The sequence below is a fragment of the Mesorhizobium sp. CA13 genome, from assembly GCF_020165235.1.
Taxonomy (GTDB): Bacteria; Pseudomonadota; Alphaproteobacteria; order Rhizobiales; family Rhizobiaceae; genus Mesorhizobium.
This window is the reverse complement of record NZ_JAIUHS010000009.1, coordinates 46,299-60,895: the sequence shown is the minus strand read 5'-3', so window position 1 is coordinate 60,895 and position 14,597 is coordinate 46,299. Positions and strand designations below refer to the sequence as shown.

The following is a 14,597-nucleotide window of genomic DNA, read 5'->3' as shown; positions in this document are numbered from 1 at the left end:
ATGCTGAAGGCTCGCGTCATCCCCTGTCTCGACGTCAAGGGCGGCCGCGTCGTCAAGGGGGTCAACTTCGTCGATCTCGTCGATGCCGGCGATCCGGTGGAGGCCGCCAAGGCCTATGACGCGGCTGGCGCCGACGAGCTTTGCTTCCTCGACATCACCGCGTCATCGGACAATCGCGAGACCATCTTCGATGTCATCGCCCGCACCGCCGAGCAATGCTTCATGCCGCTCACCGTCGGCGGCGGCGTGCGCCAGGTCGCCGACATCAGGAAGTTGCTCCTGGCCGGCGCCGACAAGGTGTCGATCAACACGGCAGCGGTCAAGAACCCGGATTTCGTTGCCGAGGCCGCCGACAAGTTCGGCAACCAGTGCATCGTCGTCGCCATCGACGCCAAGAAAGTGTCGGGCGCCGGCGAGGCCGACCATTGGGAGATCTTCACCCATGGCGGACGGGAAAAAACCGGCATGGATGCGATCGAATTCGCCCGGAAAATGGTCGATCGCGGTGCCGGCGAGATCCTGTTGACCTCGATGGACCGCGACGGCACCAAGGCCGGTTACGACATCGCGCTGACCCGCGCGGTGTCGGATGCGGTGCGCGCCCCGGTGATCGCGTCGGGCGGCGTCGGCACGCTCGACCATATGGTCGAAGGCATTCGCGACGGTCATGCAGGTGCCGTGCTGGCGGCCTCCATCTTCCATTTCGGCACCTATACGATCGCCGAGGCCAAGGCCCATATGGCGCAAGCCGGCCTGCCGATGCGGCTGGACTCCTCGGGCGATCGGCCCTAGAGGCTTGCGGCTAAGAAACAGGGCCAAGGCGCCATGACTGAGTTTTCACTCTCCGACCTGGAGACAATCATCAGCGAACGCGCCCATTCCGGCGATCCGGACTCTTGGACCGCCAAGCTTTACGCGCGCGGCATTGAGAAGGCGGCGCAGAAGCTCGGCGAAGAGGCGGTCGAGACGGTGATTGCCGCGGTCAAGGGCGACAAACGGGCCCTCGTTTCGGAAAGTGCCGATCTTATATATCATTGGCTCGTCGTTCTCGGCATTTCGGGTGTGCCGTTGGGCGACGTGCTCAGGGAGCTCGAAAGCCGCACCGGGCGTTCGGGCATCGCCGAGAAGGCGTCACGGTCCAAGCGCTGACCGCGAGGAGGGCAGGAATCTCGATGGATCAGCTCGCACCGACCGAGAAATATTCCCCCTTTCGCTTCTTCTCGGCCGAGCAATGGTCGCAATTCCGCGCCGACACGCCGCTGACGCTGAGCGAGGATGAATTCCGCCGCCTGCGGTCGCTCAACGATCCGATCGATCTCGAAGAGGTCAAGCGCATCTATCTGTCGCTGTCGCGGCTTCTGTCGGCGCATGTCGAGGCCAGCCAGTTGCTGTTCCGGCAGCGCCAGGCATTCTTCAACGCCTCGGACGTGGTCAAGACGCCCTTCATCATCGGCATCGCCGGTTCGGTCGCGGTCGGCAAATCGACCACGGCGCGCGTGCTGAAGGAACTGCTCGCGCGCTGGCCGTCCAGCCCCAAGGTCGATCTCATCACCACCGATGGTTTCCTGCTGCCCAACGAGGTGCTGCGCCGCGAAAACCTGATGGAGCGCAAGGGCTTTCCCGACAGCTACGACGTCGGCGCGCTGCTGCGCTTCCTATCGGGCATCAAGTCGGCGCTGCCCGATATCCGCGCCCCGGTCTATTCGCACCTCACCTATGACGTCATTCCCGGCGAGTTCGTCACCATCGACCGGCCCGACATCCTGATCTTCGAGGGCATCAATGTGCTCCAGCCCGGCAAGCTGCCGCAGGACGGCAAGATCGTACCCTTCCTATCCGACTTCTTCGACTTCGCCATCTACATCGATGCCGACGAGAAGCTGATCCACGAATGGTACATTTCCCGCTTCATGCGGCTGCGCGAGACCGCCTTCCGCAATCCGGAATCGTTCTTCCATCGCTATTCGCAGCTGTCGGAGGATTCGGCGCGGGCGATTGCCGAAGGCCTGTGGACCAACATCAACCTGAAGAACCTGCGCGAGAACATCCTGCCAACACGCGCCCGCGCCGACTTGATCCTGCGCAAAGGCGCCGACCACCTGGTCGAGGAAGTGGCGCTGAGGAAGCTCTGACGCCGCGATTACCCGGCAAGTTAGAACGCCCTTAACCGCCGGCTTGTTACAAATCCTGCTCGATTACTGCTTTGGTGAGGCCACTGGCATGGACGCGCCATTCATTGCTTCCGACGAACCGGTCGGTTTGCGATCGGCCGCGGCCGTACCCGCAGTCCGGTCTGGTTGGCCGGTGGCAGCGACGCTGCTGATTGCTGCCTATGCAATCCTTGTCTCGTTTCTTGTTGTGCCCAGCAATGTCGACGTGTCGTGGCTGCTTACGATCGGCGAGCGCGTGCTCGACGGCGAGCGCCTCTCGGTAGATATCATCGAGGTCAATCCAGCTTTTTCGGTGTGGCTGTATCTGCCGTTTGTGTTGCTCGAGCGCGTGACCGGTCTCCCGGCCGAATTCTGGGTGAGTGTCGGTGTGGCCGCGCTGGCGATCGCATCGGTCTGGTTTTCAGCACGCATTGCCATGCGGGCGGATCAAACGCTGAAAGGACATCCCTGGATCGTGCCGGCCGCGGTGTTTTCCGTGCTGTTCCTGTTTCCGGCCCATTTCGGCGAGCGCGAACAGATCGCCATCATCGCCTTGCTCCCGTGGCTGGCCCTGTTTTGCTTGCGCGACAGGACGGTCGATTTCAGGGCCGGCAGCGCAGCCGAGCGGATTGTCGCGGGTGTCGGCGCCGGCATCTTTGTCATGATCAAGCCGCCCTACAGCGTCCTGGCCCTGGCCGTGCCGGCCCTGGTGAACGCGCTGCAACGGCGCTCATTTCATCCGCTTCTGACCACCGAGAATATGATCGGGGCCAGTCTCACCATCGCCTATCTGATTGCACTCACTATCTTCATGCAGCCGTTTTTCACCGATGTGATGCCGCTGCTGCGTCAAGTCTATCTGCCCATGCGCATGCCGATGGTTGACGTGCTGATGCTGTGGCAGGTCACGATGTTCGTGGCCATGACGGTGGCCACGCTGGCCATGGCCTATCCTGGTCGTCCCGATCAAGACGCCAGGACGATGCTGCTGGCAGGGGCCGCTTACGTTCCGGCTTTCGTCATCATGGGCAAGGGCTGGACCTATCAAGCATTGCCTTTCCTGACGCTTGGCGTCCTGGCATTGATGTTGCAATATACCAAGCTGAAACCGTTCCGGGGCCCACTGCTGCTCGCCAGGGCAGGCGTCGCGCTCGGCCTGTTCTCAATCGTGCTCTTGACGGCAATGCAGCAGGGGCTGGCCTTCACCGAGTCGCGCCGCGATCTGGATGCCGCGACGGCGGCGATTATGCGCGCTACCGATCATCCGACCATAATGTCGATCGCTTCGCAACTGCAGTCCAGCAATCCGCTCACCCGGATGACGGGCGCCCGTTTCGTGGCACGCCAGCAATCGGGCTGGATGGTCAATGACGCGGGGATATTGATGGGGCTGGAACAAGATCCCGCGATACGCCAGGATCTGGCCGCCCTCAGGGAAAGATACACCGCCTCACTCACAGACGAACTTGCCGCGAAACGACCTGACATCATTGTCGACGATGGAACGGCGGGGCCGCACCCGCCGGTGCCGTTGAATTCGGCTGGGCAGTCTTGCATGCGGCCACTGCACGACAATCCGGAGATCGCCGAAGTGCTGCGCAACTACCGTCTGTTGCATCAAGATGCTTCGGTGACGGTGTTCATCCGCGCAGATATCGCTGCGCGCGAGTAGGACCTACGCCGTACCTTGGCCCGACCCGCCCGGGCCAAGGCCCTCGCGTTCGCGGCGCCCTATGTCCACCAGCATCCACGATGACAGGCACAACGGCACCAGCACGCCGATACCAAGCCCGGCATTGTTCACCAGATGGGCGATGCCTGGATAGAGCCAGATCAGCGCCAGAAAAAGTCGCGGGATAGTGCTGCGCGTCGAGAACAGATAGGCGACCGCAACGGCCAGCCCGATAGTGTCGTAGCTGTAGCCATAGGGCGTCGCCACCGTCGTCAGCACGGTGGTCAGCACGACCCGCTCGCGATGCTCGATCCGGCGCCAGGGCAGCCAAATCCAGATGGCGGCGGCGATGGCGGCGATTGTCGCCACTGCCTGCGCTGCATATGCCACCGTCAGTCCCGAACCGCATGCGCGGGCCAGGAAGAACATCGTCGCCGCGTTGGACTGATAGGGCTGAGGATAGGGCGCCTCCAGGATCGCCGTCATTAGCGGGCGGGTTTCGGTCCAGAACAACCGCCAGACGTCGAAGCCGAGCCAAGCGCCGGTCACAACGAACAGCGCGACCGATGACAGGGCGGCGGCGGCAATCGCGCGCCAGTTGCCGCTCGCCAGCAGGCAGAACGGGAGTAGTATGCCGAGATGCGGCTTGACTGTGAGCAGGCCGAACAAAAATCCGGCCAGGATCGGCCGTTTCGGCGCCGCGACCAGCCCGCCGATGAGCAAGGCGGTTGTCAGGGCACCGTTCTGGCCGAAGATCGCGTTGATGAAGACGGCCGGACATACAAGGATGGCCAACTCGGCAGCCGCACCCAGCTTCAATGGCCGCACCGCCAACCACAGGCAAACAATTGTGCCCAACGTCCAGACGAAATACGCCGGGAAGATGGGCAGCAGGGCGAGCGGTGCGCCGAATACCAGGATGCTTGGCGGATAACTCCATTCCTGGTTGGGAAGATCGGGCGAGAACATCCGCCGCAGGGCCGCGCGATAGCTATCGACATCGAACAGGAATGCCACATGACCGTCGAGCGCCATGCGGCCGCCGGCCCACAGATTGGTAAAGTCCCAATAGGGCAGTCTATCGCTAAGCTCGGAAAAGCCGTGCGCATCGAACGTCCACAAGGCAAGATGGTAGCGCAACCCGATCAGGATTCCGGTGCACAGCACTAGCGCGGCGAAACGCACATCGGATCGGCTGGGGGCAGTCTCATTGGCCGGTGCCATTGCGATCATTTTCTGCGGATCCACGACCTTGCCGGCCTTAATAGCGCGCGGGCGTTAAGATCGGCTTATGCCTGGCGCTCCGGCTTCGTCACCCGCCGCAGCGTCAGATTGATCCTGCCGCCATTTTTCAGCAGCGCCGAGGTCGAGGGATAGATGCGGTCGACGCCGTGGAAGCAGAGGCGCCCTTCGCCGCCGAGCACGACCACGTCGCCGCTCTTCAGCCTGAACGACCGGGTCGCCCCCTCGCGCGTCGCCTGGCCGACCCTGAACAGGCAGTCGTCGCCCAGCGAGACCGACACGACGGGTGCTGAGAAATCCTCTTCGTCGCGGTCCTGGTGCAGGCCCATCTTTGCATCCGGCGCGTAGAAATTGACCAGGCATGCCTGCGGCGGATGCGGGTAGGCCGAGACCTCTCGCCACAGCCGCATCAGCACGTCCGGGATCGGCGGCCACGGCGCCCCCGTCACCGGGTGCGTCGGCTGGTAGCGGTAGCCGCGTTCCTTGTCGGTGACCCAGCCGAGCGAGCCGCAATTGGTCATGCGCACGCTCATTTCCTTGCCGGTGCGCGGCATGGCCGGCACGAACAGCGGTGCCTGCTGGACGATGCCTCTCACATCCTCCACCAACGCCTCCTGCACGTCGCGGGACAGATAGGCCGGCATGTGGCGGACGCCCTTGGGCAGAACGAGCATGAGGTCGGTCGCTAGCTCCGTTTCGTCGGTTCAACCATGCCATCTGAAACCGAAAACGGCGACCCGAAAGCCGCCGTTCCCGACAGATTCGCGTTTCCCTTGATCAGGTGAGGTCTGGGATGCGAAGGACCTGCCCCGGATAGATCTTGTCGGGATGGGTCAGCATCGGCTTGTTGGCCTCGAAGATGACCGTGTTCTTGGCGCCCTTGCCCTTGCCATAGCTCTTTTCGGCGATCTTCCAGAGATTGTCGCCCTTCTGGACGGTGTAGAAGGTCGGTTCCTTGGCCGCGGCCGCCGCCGAACCGGAAGCCGGTGCGACCTGCAACTCGTCCGCCTGCACCTTGGAGACGCCAAGCGTGTTGCCAACGGCGATGACCGCCTTTTCGAAAACCGACTGGTCCTTGACCACGCCCTTCAGCACCGCCGTGTCGCCCTGAACGACGACCTGCACGCCGTCGGTGCCGAGCTTGTGCGAATCGAGCTCTTTCTTGAGCGTATCGGCGTTGGGCGCCGCTTCCTCGTCACCGCCTATGCCGAGCTTTTTGCCGACGCTCTTGACGAAATCGAACATACCCATTTCCAGGTCTCCTTGCTGTGGCAAAGAGTAAACCTTGCATCTACGATCCGAAATGGGAAGCCGTTTTATACACGCGCCTGGTGTGTTGCTTAATCGTTCTCTACCCGGCCGCGCAGTTTCTTGATGGTGCCGCGTCCGGCCTTGCTCTTCAGCCGCCGTTCGACCGCGCCTTTCGACGGCCTCGTCTTCTTGCGCGGCGGCGGTGGTGGCTCGGCCGCCTTGGCGACCAGCGCCGCCAGCCGCGCCCGTGCGTCCGCGCGGTTCTGTTCCTGCGTGCGGAAGCGTCCGGCCTCGATGACGATGACGCCGTCCTTGGTGGCGCGCTGGCCGGCAAGCCTGATCGTGCGTTCGCGCACGCGTTCAGACAGGCCGCGCGCGTTGCGTGCATCGAAGCGCAGCTGCACCGCCGTCGCCACCTTGTTGACGTTCTGCCCGCCGGGGCCGGACGAGCGGATGAAATCCTCGTGCAGATCGCCCGGATGGATCACGGCATCGTCGGCAATGATGATTGTGTCGTCGCTCGTCATGCCGCAGTCATGGCGCGGCGGACGAAAAAAGGAAAGGCCCGATCGGGGACCGGGCCTTGTGAGGACGGCTGAGCGTGGTGGGCGACTATTCCGCCGCTTCCTGCATGTGCGGCGCCGCGCCGAGGACGGAGGCGTCGACATGGCTTTCGAACTTCTCGAAATTGACGGCGAACATGCCGACCAGCCTTGCCGCTTGCCGGTCATAGGCCGATTTGTCGGCCCAGGTCGATCGCGGGTCGAGGATGGCGCCGTCGACGCCCGGGACCGCCACCGGCACCTCGAAGCCGAAATTGGCGTCGGTGCGGAAACCAGCCGTCTTCAGCGAGCCGTCGAGGGCCGCGGCAAGCAGCGCGCGCGTCGCCTTGATCGGCATCCGCCTGCCTGTGCCGTAGGCGCCGCCGGTCCAGCCGGTGTTGACCAGCCAGCAGTCGGCACCGTGCTGCGCGATCAACTCGCGCAGCAGATTGCCGTATTCCGAGGGATGGCGCGGCATGAACGGCGCGCCGAAACAGGTCGAGAACGTCGCCTCGGGCTCGGTCACGCCCTTCTCCGTTCCGGCCACCTTGGCCGTGTAGCCGGACAGGAAATGATACATCGCCTGCGCCGGGGTCAGACGTGCTATCGGCGGCATCACGCCGAACGCGTCAGCGGTCAGCATGATGATGTTCCGGGGATGGCCGGCGCGCCCCGTCTTGCTGGCATTGGGTATGAAGTCGAGCGGGTAGGCACAGCGCGTGTTCTCGGTGAGCCGGCCGTCGTCGAAGTCCGGCACGCCGTGGGCGTCGAGAACGACGTTCTCCAGCACCGTGCCGAAGCGCTGCGTGGTGGCGAAGATCTCCGGCTCCGCCTCCGCCGACAGCTTGATGGTCTTGGCGTAGCAGCCGCCTTCGAAATTGAAGATGCCGTGCGGTCCCCAGCCGTGCTCGTCGTCTCCGATCAGCGTGCGCGACGGATCGGCCGACAGCGTCGTCTTGCCGGTGCCCGACAGGCCGAAGAAAATCGCGGCGTCGCCGCCAGGGCCCTCATTGGCCGAGCAGTGCATCGGCATCACGCCCTTGGCCGGCAGCAGGTAGTTCAGCATCGTGAACACCGATTTCTTCATCTCGCCGACATAGGAGGTGCCGCCGATCAGCACGATCTTGCGGGTGAGGTCGACGGCGATCACGGTTTCGGTGCGGGTGCCGTGGCGGGCGGGGTCGGCGCGGAAGGAGGGCAGGTCGATGATCGTCATCTCGGGCATGAAATGGTCGAGCTCCGCGGCTTCCGGACGGATCAGCAGGTTGCGGATGAACAGCGAATGCCAGGCAAACTCGGTGACGACCCTGGTGGGCAGCTTTAGCTCATGGTCTGCGCCGCCGACCAGGTCCTGCACGTAAAGATCCTTGTCTGCGGCGTGCGCCCGGAACTCTTCGAGCAGCGTCTCGAACTGCTCCGGCGAGATCGCCTTGTTGTTGTCCCACCAGACTTCAGGCTCGGTGGCGCCGTCGCGGACGACGAACTTGTCCTTGGGCGAACGGCCGGTGTGCTGGCCTGTCTCGGCGACCAGCGCGCCGTGCGCGGTCAGCCGGGCTTCTCCCCGCCTGATCGATTCCTCGTAGAGGGCGGCCGCACCGAAATTGTAGCGCACCAAGCCAGAGGTTCTGAGACCGATACGATCGATCGCGCAGGCAGGATTGCGTTTGCCGACTTCCGACATGGGTGACCCTTCTCCGATTTGCCGCATCTTTGCCGGCGCGTTTCCGGCACGCCCACTCCGCGAGCTTAGATGGTCAGAACCAGAAAAGCCGAATGATATCAAATCATTAATCGATTTAAATATTTTGAAAGTTGTTTAAATCGTTTATATATGCGAAGAGTTTCGCGGTTGCCCAAAGGATTGGCGATGCTCGTTCGTCCAATCCATGTCGAGGTGCGATCGTGGCCGCCGGCATGCCGCGCGTGACAGCGGTGAAGGCCTATGCCACATTTTGTACCTAATTTGTCCTGCAAAAGCCCCTTCTCTACGAAAGAAGGGACAGCTCATGAGGGAGCCGCTTGAAATGGCAACAATCGCGCTTGTCGATGACGACCGCAACATTCTGACCTCGGTGTCGATTGCTCTCGAGTCCGAGGGATATCGCGTCGAGACCTACACGGATGGTGCGTCCGCGCTGGAAGGCCTGGCGGCGCGCCCGCCGAATCTCGCCATCCTCGACATCAAGATGCCGCGCATGGACGGCATGGAACTCTTGCGCCGGATGCGCCAGAAATCAGATCTGCCGGTCATCTTCCTGACCTCCAAGGACGACGAGATCGATGAGCTGTTCGGCCTCAAGATGGGGGCCGACGACTTCATCCGCAAACCCTTCTCGCAGCGTTTGCTGGTCGAGCGGGTGCGCGCGGTGTTGCGCCGTGCCAGCGCCCGCGAGGCCGCGGCAAAAGCGCCCAGCCAGCAGGCGCGCTCGCTCGAGCGCGGCCAGCTCGTCATGGACCAGGAACGCCATACCTGCACCTGGAAGGGCGAACCGGTGACGCTCACCGTTACCGAATTCCTGATCCTGCATTCGCTGGCACAGCGCCCCGGCGTCGTAAAAAGTCGTGATGCGCTGATGGATTCGGCTTATGATGAGCAGGTCTATGTCGACGACCGTACCATCGACAGCCACATCAAGCGGCTGCGCAAGAAGTTCAAGGCCGTCGACGACGACTTCGAGATGATCGAAACCCTTTACGGAGTCGGATACCGGTTCCGCGAGGCGTGAATAGGCAGTAGACAATAGAGAGTAGTCGGTAGTCAGTTTTGAATGGTGCGAGCGGCCACCCGTGCATTCGCCGCGATCTCAGCCAACCATTTCTCTATTCGCTACCCGCTACTCACCAATTACTAAGCAGGGAACTGCTGTTCGATGGCAGTGGAAGCACAGCGGAGCAGATCGGCGGGCGTTGCAAGGCGGCCGGCTCGGATCATGCCCGCGTTCCTGTCGAAGCTCACCGTGCCCATGCGCCGCTTCCTCGGCCATCACATCTTTTCCAGCCTGACGCGGCGTATCCTCTTCCTCAATCTCGCCGGCCTCGCAGTCCTGGTCACTGGCATTCTCTATCTCAACACCTTCCGCGACGGGCTGATCGATGCCCGCGTCGAAAGCCTGATGACCCAGGGCGAGATCATCGCCGGCGCGATCGCCGCCTCGGCGACGGTCGAAACCGATTCGATCAGCATCGATCCGGAAAAGCTGCTTGAGCTGCAGGCCGGCGAAAGCCTGGGACCGGGCTCGGACCAGCTCGACAATCTGGATTTCCCGATCAATCCTGAACGCGTCGCCCCGGTGCTGCGCCGGCTGATCTCGCCGACCCGCACCCGCGCCCGCATCTACGACCGCGACGCCAATTTGCTGCTCGATTCGCGCCATCTCTATTCACGCGGCCAGATCCTTCGCTACGATCTGCCCCCGGTCGACGAGGAAGAGCCCGACCTTGTCGAACGCATCCAGAAGTTCATCTTCGACTTCTTCCGCAACACCGATCTGCCAGTCTATCACGAGCAGCCGGGCGGCAACGGCGCCGCCTTCCCGGAAGTGGTCAAGGCGCTGACCGGCAGCCCGTCGACCATCGTCCGGATCAGCGAACAGGGCGAGCAGATCGTTTCCGTCGCGGTGCCGATCCAGCGCTTCCGCGCCGTTCTCGGCGTGTTGATGCTGTCGACCGAAGGCGGCGACATCGACAAGATCGTCGCCGCCGAACGCAAGGCGATCCTGCGCGTCTTCGGCATCGCGGCGCTCGTCACTGCCATCCTGTCGATGCTTCTGGCCTCCACCATCGCCAATCCGCTGCGCCGGCTGTCTGCGGCGGCCGTGCGGGTACGGCGCGGCGTCAAGAGCCGCGAGGAAATCCCTGATTTCTCCGACCGGCAGGACGAGATCGGCAATCTGTCGATTGCCGTGCGCGACATGACCAACGCGCTCTATGCCCGCATCGAGGCGATCGAGAGCTTCGCCGCCGATGTTTCCCATGAATTGAAGAACCCGCTGACCTCGCTGCGCAGCGCGGTGGAAACCTTGCCGCTCGCCAAGAACGACAATTCGCGCAGCCGGCTGATGGAGATCATCCAGCACGACGTCAGGCGGCTGGACCGCCTCATCACCGACATTTCGGACGCCTCCCGTCTCGACGCCGAGCTGGCGCGGGATGACGCGGGAACCGTCGACCTCAAGAAGTTCATCACCGACCTCGTCGCCGTCTCGCGTGAAACGACGCGCAACAAGAAGGCGGTCGAGATCGAGCTCAGGGTCGCCAAGCTGCCGCAGGGCGTCAAGGGCTATTTCGTCGTCGGCCACGACCTGCGCATCGGCCAGGTCATCACCAACCTGATCGAGAATGCCCGCTCCTTCGTGCCAGAGGAGCGCGGCCACATCATCCTGTCGCTGGCGCGCACCGGCAAGTTCAACATCCTCACCATCGACGACAATGGTCCCGGTATCCGCGCCGACAACATCGACCGCATCTTCGAGCGCTTCTACACCGACCGGCCCGCCGGCGAGGCGTTCGGCCAGAATTCGGGCCTTGGCCTGTCGATATCCAGGCAGATCGTCGAGGCCCATGGCGGCACGCTGACCGCCGAGAACATCCCCGGCACCAAGCCAGGCGAGATCAAGGGCGCCCGCTTCGTCGTTACGCTGCCGGCCGAAGCATGATCCCGAAAGTGGGAACCGATTTTCGGATCAAATCGTGCTAAAAAGCATGACGCGGATATCGCAGCTTTACGGTCGTCATCCTCGGGACAAGTCCGAGGATGACGGGGGCATGACCCGGTCTGGTCATGCAGCCTGAAAACATCCACGGAACCGCGATCCTGATCGGCGATCGCGGCGTCCTCATCACCGGGCCGTCCGGCGCCGGCAAGACGACGCTGGCGCTGACGCTCCTGGACCATTGCCGGGCGCGCGGCCTGTTCTCGCGGCTGATCGGCGACGACAGGCTGCTTGCCTCGGCCCACGCCGGGCGGCTGGTCTGCCGCGTGCCAGCGACCATCGCCGGTCTCGCCGAGGTGCCAGGGTTCATGCCACGCCCGCTGCCATTCGAGTCGGGCGGCGTGATCGACCTGCATGTGCGGTTGGTGGCGAAGACAGAAATGGCTCGCTTTCAAGAGGAAATCAGCGAGCCGGTCGCGGGCTGCCCAGTGCCGCGCATCGACCTTGCGGAGCGCAACATTGCCGCTGCCTTGCCCGCCGTGGTGGCGCGGCTGTCGGTCGCGCCTTTTCTATGATGTGCCCGGGGTTTTTTGCTGCAATGCGTCAAAATGGCATGGGCCGGCGCAATTTTGGGCTTGTCAACGAGCCGCGCGTCGACAAGATAGCGCTCCCGCCGCCTGGAATGGCTGGCGAGCATAAAATACGCCTGTGAAGCGGCGATGACGGGAGCCACCAAAGAATGATCGGACTCGTGCTTGTAACGCACGGTCAACTGGCCACCGAGTTCCGACATGCCGTGGAACATGTCGTCGGGCCACAAGACAATTTCGAAACCGTGGCGATCGGGGCTGACGACGATATGGAGCAGCGCCGGCGCGACATCGTCGACGCCGTTGCCCGTGTCGACACCGGGGCGGGCGTCATAGTGTTGACCGACATGTTCGGCGGCACGCCTTCGAACCTTGCCATTTCCGTGATGGAGTCCGGCCGCACCGAAGTCATCGCCGGCATGAATTTGCCGATGCTGATCAAGCTCTCCTCGATCCGCAAGGGCGACAACATGGCGGCGGCTCTCGACGAGGCGCAGGCGGCGGGGCGCAAATACATCAATGTCGCCAGCCAGCTCCTGAGCAGCAAATGAGCACGATGTCGTCGGAAAAGGACCAGATCGTCCGCGAATTTCCGATCGTCAACCAGCGCGGCCTGCACGCGCGCGCCTCGGCCAAGTTCGTACAGCTCGCCAGCGGCTACAACGCGTCGGTCCATGTCGAGAAGGACGGCGTCAAGGTCGGCGGCACCTCGATCATGGGCCTGATGATGCTAGCGGCAAGTCCGGGCTATTCGATTCGCGTCACCGCCAGCGGCCCCGAAGCGCTCGAGGTCATGAATGCGCTGGAACAGCTGGTGGCGTCCCGCTTTGGCGAGGAATGCTGATCGCTTACCTCCATACGGAAGACATGCAGGGATAAAGATTTCTTTATATCCCATTGTCGTGTTGACGCCGATCTGCTAGTCAGGCGGGCAATTCGCGCCCTTCGACGCGCCTGCCGGCGCGGGCGCATCCGCAACCAATTCAATAGCGTAACAATTCGCATCGGAGCACTGCCATGACGGGTAGCAAGGACTATGTGGTCGCCGACATCTCGCTTGCCGGCTGGGGCCGCAAGGAAATCGAGATCGCCGAAACCGAAATGCCGGGCCTGATGGCCTGCCGCGAGGAATTCGGCTCCAAGAAGCCGCTCAAGGGCGCGCGTATCACCGGCTCGCTGCACATGACCATCCAGACCGCTGTGCTGATCGAGACGCTGAAGGCGCTCGGCGCCGATATACGCTGGGCTTCCTGCAACATCTTCTCGACCCAGGACCATGCGGCCGCGGCCATCGCCGAGGCCGGCATCCCGGTCTTCGCCGTCAAAGGCGAGACGCTGGAGCAGTACTGGGACTACACCGACAGGATTTTCCAGTGGGCCGATGGCGGCACCTCCAACATGATCCTCGATGATGGCGGCGACGCCACCATGTACATCCTGATCGGCGCGCGCGCCGAGGCCGGCGAGGACGTGCTGTCCAATCCGCATAGCGAGGAGGAGGAATATTTCTATGCCCAGGTCAAGAAGCGCATGAAGGCTTCGCCCGGCTTCTTCACCAAGCAGAAGGAAGCGATCCGGGGCGTCACCGAAGAGACGACCACCGGCGTCAACAGGCTCTACCAGCTGCAGAAGAAGGGCTTGCTGCCTTTCCCGGCCATCAATGTCAACGACTCGGTCACCAAGTCGAAATTCGACAATAAATATGGCTGCAAGGAATCGCTGGTCGACGGCATCCGCCGCGGCACCGACACCATGATGGCCGGCAAGGTCGCCGTCGTCTGCGGCTATGGCGACGTCGGCAAGGGCTCGTCCGCCTCGCTGAAGGGCGCTGGCGCCCGCGTCAAGGTCACCGAGGTCGATCCGATCTGCGCCCTGCAGGCGGCGATGGACGGCTTCGAGGTCGTCACGCTCGAAGATGCCGCACCCACCGCCGACATCGTCATCACCACCACCGGCAACAAGGATGTCGTCACCCTCGACCACATGCGTTCGATGAAGGACATGGTGATCGTCGGCAACATCGGCCACTTCGACAACGAGATCCAGGTGGCATCGCTGCGCAACCTGAAATGGACCAACGTCAAGCCTCAGGTCGACATGATCACCTTCCCCGATGGCAAGCGCATGATCTTGCTGTCGGAAGGCCGCCTGCTCAACCTCGGCAACGCCACAGGCCATCCGAGCTTCGTCATGTCGGCGTCCTTCACCAACCAGGTGCTGGCGCAGATCGAGCTGTTCACCAAGGGCGAGCAGTATCAGAACCAGGTCTACGTGCTGCCCAAGCATCTCGACGAGAAGGTCGCGCGCCTGCATCTCGACAAGCTCGGCGCCCGCCTGACCGAACTGTCGGGCGAACAGGCAGCGTATATCGGCGTGACCCCGCAAGGTCCGTTCAAGCCGGAACACTACCGCTATTAACCAAAGCTGAATTTACTACCAGATATTGACGCCGGGCGATTGACTTTTCGCCGGCTTTATTTTTGCGCCGAATGATTCTT

General features: G+C 62.9%; 15 protein-coding genes. 10 read left to right on the top strand and 5 right to left on the bottom strand.

Features of this window, described 5'->3' with window-relative positions:
- The 4 genes from hisF to LB566_RS20175 all read left to right on the top strand — a co-directional run bounded on the left by hisF (position 1) and on the right by LB566_RS20175 (position 3,822).
- Positions 1 to 792: an imidazole glycerol phosphate synthase subunit HisF gene (gene hisF, locus LB566_RS20190; protein WP_224626075.1), complete on the top strand. Its 792-nt coding sequence runs from the start codon at positions 1 to 3 to the stop codon at positions 790 to 792.
- Positions 793 to 825: 33 nt separating this feature from the next.
- Positions 826 to 1,149, top strand: a complete 324-nt coding sequence (locus LB566_RS20185; RefSeq protein WP_140550432.1) for a phosphoribosyl-ATP diphosphatase — start codon at positions 826 to 828, stop codon at positions 1,147 to 1,149.
- A gap of 23 nt (positions 1,150 to 1,172) precedes the next feature.
- Positions 1,173 to 2,132, top strand: a complete 960-nt coding sequence (coaA, locus tag LB566_RS20180; RefSeq protein WP_140491197.1) for a type I pantothenate kinase — start codon at positions 1,173 to 1,175, stop codon at positions 2,130 to 2,132.
- Between the two features lie 88 nt (positions 2,133 to 2,220).
- On the top strand, positions 2,221 to 3,822 hold the full coding sequence (locus tag LB566_RS20175; protein WP_224626072.1) for a hypothetical protein: 1,602 nt from the start codon (positions 2,221 to 2,223) through the stop codon (positions 3,820 to 3,822).
- 3 nt (positions 3,823 to 3,825) lie between these two features.
- Here LB566_RS20175 and LB566_RS20170 read toward each other — a convergent pair whose 3' ends face one another.
- The 5 genes from LB566_RS20170 to LB566_RS20150 form a co-directional block, all read right to left on the bottom strand.
- On the bottom strand, positions 3,826 to 5,055 hold the full coding sequence (locus tag LB566_RS20170; protein ID WP_224626070.1) for a glycosyltransferase family 87 protein: 1,230 nt from the start codon (positions 5,053 to 5,055) through the stop codon (positions 3,826 to 3,828).
- Between the two features lie 56 nt (positions 5,056 to 5,111).
- Positions 5,112 to 5,738 (bottom strand): alpha-ketoglutarate-dependent dioxygenase AlkB family protein, encoded by a 627-nt coding sequence (locus LB566_RS20165; RefSeq protein WP_224626068.1) that lies wholly within the window; start codon positions 5,736 to 5,738, stop codon positions 5,112 to 5,114.
- Between the two features lie 103 nt (positions 5,739 to 5,841).
- Complete coding sequence (gene lysM, locus LB566_RS20160) at positions 5,842 to 6,315, bottom strand: peptidoglycan-binding protein LysM (RefSeq protein WP_140550429.1); 474 nt, start codon at positions 6,313 to 6,315, stop codon at positions 5,842 to 5,844.
- 89 nt (positions 6,316 to 6,404) lie between these two features.
- Positions 6,405 to 6,842 (bottom strand): alternative ribosome rescue aminoacyl-tRNA hydrolase ArfB, encoded by a 438-nt coding sequence (gene arfB, locus LB566_RS20155; RefSeq protein ID WP_224626066.1) that lies wholly within the window; start codon positions 6,840 to 6,842, stop codon positions 6,405 to 6,407.
- 85 nt (positions 6,843 to 6,927) lie between these two features.
- Positions 6,928 to 8,538: a phosphoenolpyruvate carboxykinase gene (locus tag LB566_RS20150; protein WP_224626064.1), complete on the bottom strand. Its 1,611-nt coding sequence runs from the start codon at positions 8,536 to 8,538 to the stop codon at positions 6,928 to 6,930.
- Positions 8,539 to 8,881: 343 nt separating this feature from the next.
- Between LB566_RS20150 and LB566_RS20145 the strand changes: the two genes are divergently transcribed.
- From LB566_RS20145 to ahcY, 6 genes are all read left to right on the top strand, one after another.
- Entirely contained in the window at positions 8,882 to 9,583 is a 702-nt protein-coding gene (locus LB566_RS20145) for a response regulator transcription factor (RefSeq protein WP_010912942.1), read from the top strand.
- Between the two features lie 144 nt (positions 9,584 to 9,727).
- A complete protein-coding gene (locus LB566_RS20140) occupies positions 9,728 to 11,512 on the top strand; it encodes a sensor histidine kinase (protein WP_318012507.1) in 1,785 nt (594 codons plus the stop codon).
- A 125-nt stretch (positions 11,513 to 11,637) separates the two neighbouring features.
- Complete coding sequence (locus tag LB566_RS20135; RefSeq protein ID WP_224626059.1) at positions 11,638 to 12,084, top strand: HPr kinase/phosphorylase; 447 nt, start codon at positions 11,638 to 11,640, stop codon at positions 12,082 to 12,084.
- A gap of 164 nt (positions 12,085 to 12,248) precedes the next feature.
- Positions 12,249 to 12,650 (top strand): PTS sugar transporter subunit IIA, encoded by a 402-nt coding sequence (locus tag LB566_RS20130; RefSeq protein WP_010912939.1) that lies wholly within the window; start codon positions 12,249 to 12,251, stop codon positions 12,648 to 12,650.
- Positions 12,647 to 12,943 (top strand): HPr family phosphocarrier protein, encoded by a 297-nt coding sequence (locus tag LB566_RS20125; protein WP_140491179.1) that lies wholly within the window; start codon positions 12,647 to 12,649, stop codon positions 12,941 to 12,943. Before LB566_RS20130 ends, LB566_RS20125 begins: the two co-directional genes overlap by 4 nt.
- 173 nt (positions 12,944 to 13,116) lie before the next feature.
- Positions 13,117 to 14,517 (top strand): adenosylhomocysteinase, encoded by a 1,401-nt coding sequence (gene ahcY / locus LB566_RS20120; RefSeq protein WP_140517752.1) that lies wholly within the window; start codon positions 13,117 to 13,119, stop codon positions 14,515 to 14,517.
- Positions 14,518 to 14,597 lie beyond the last annotated feature (80 nt).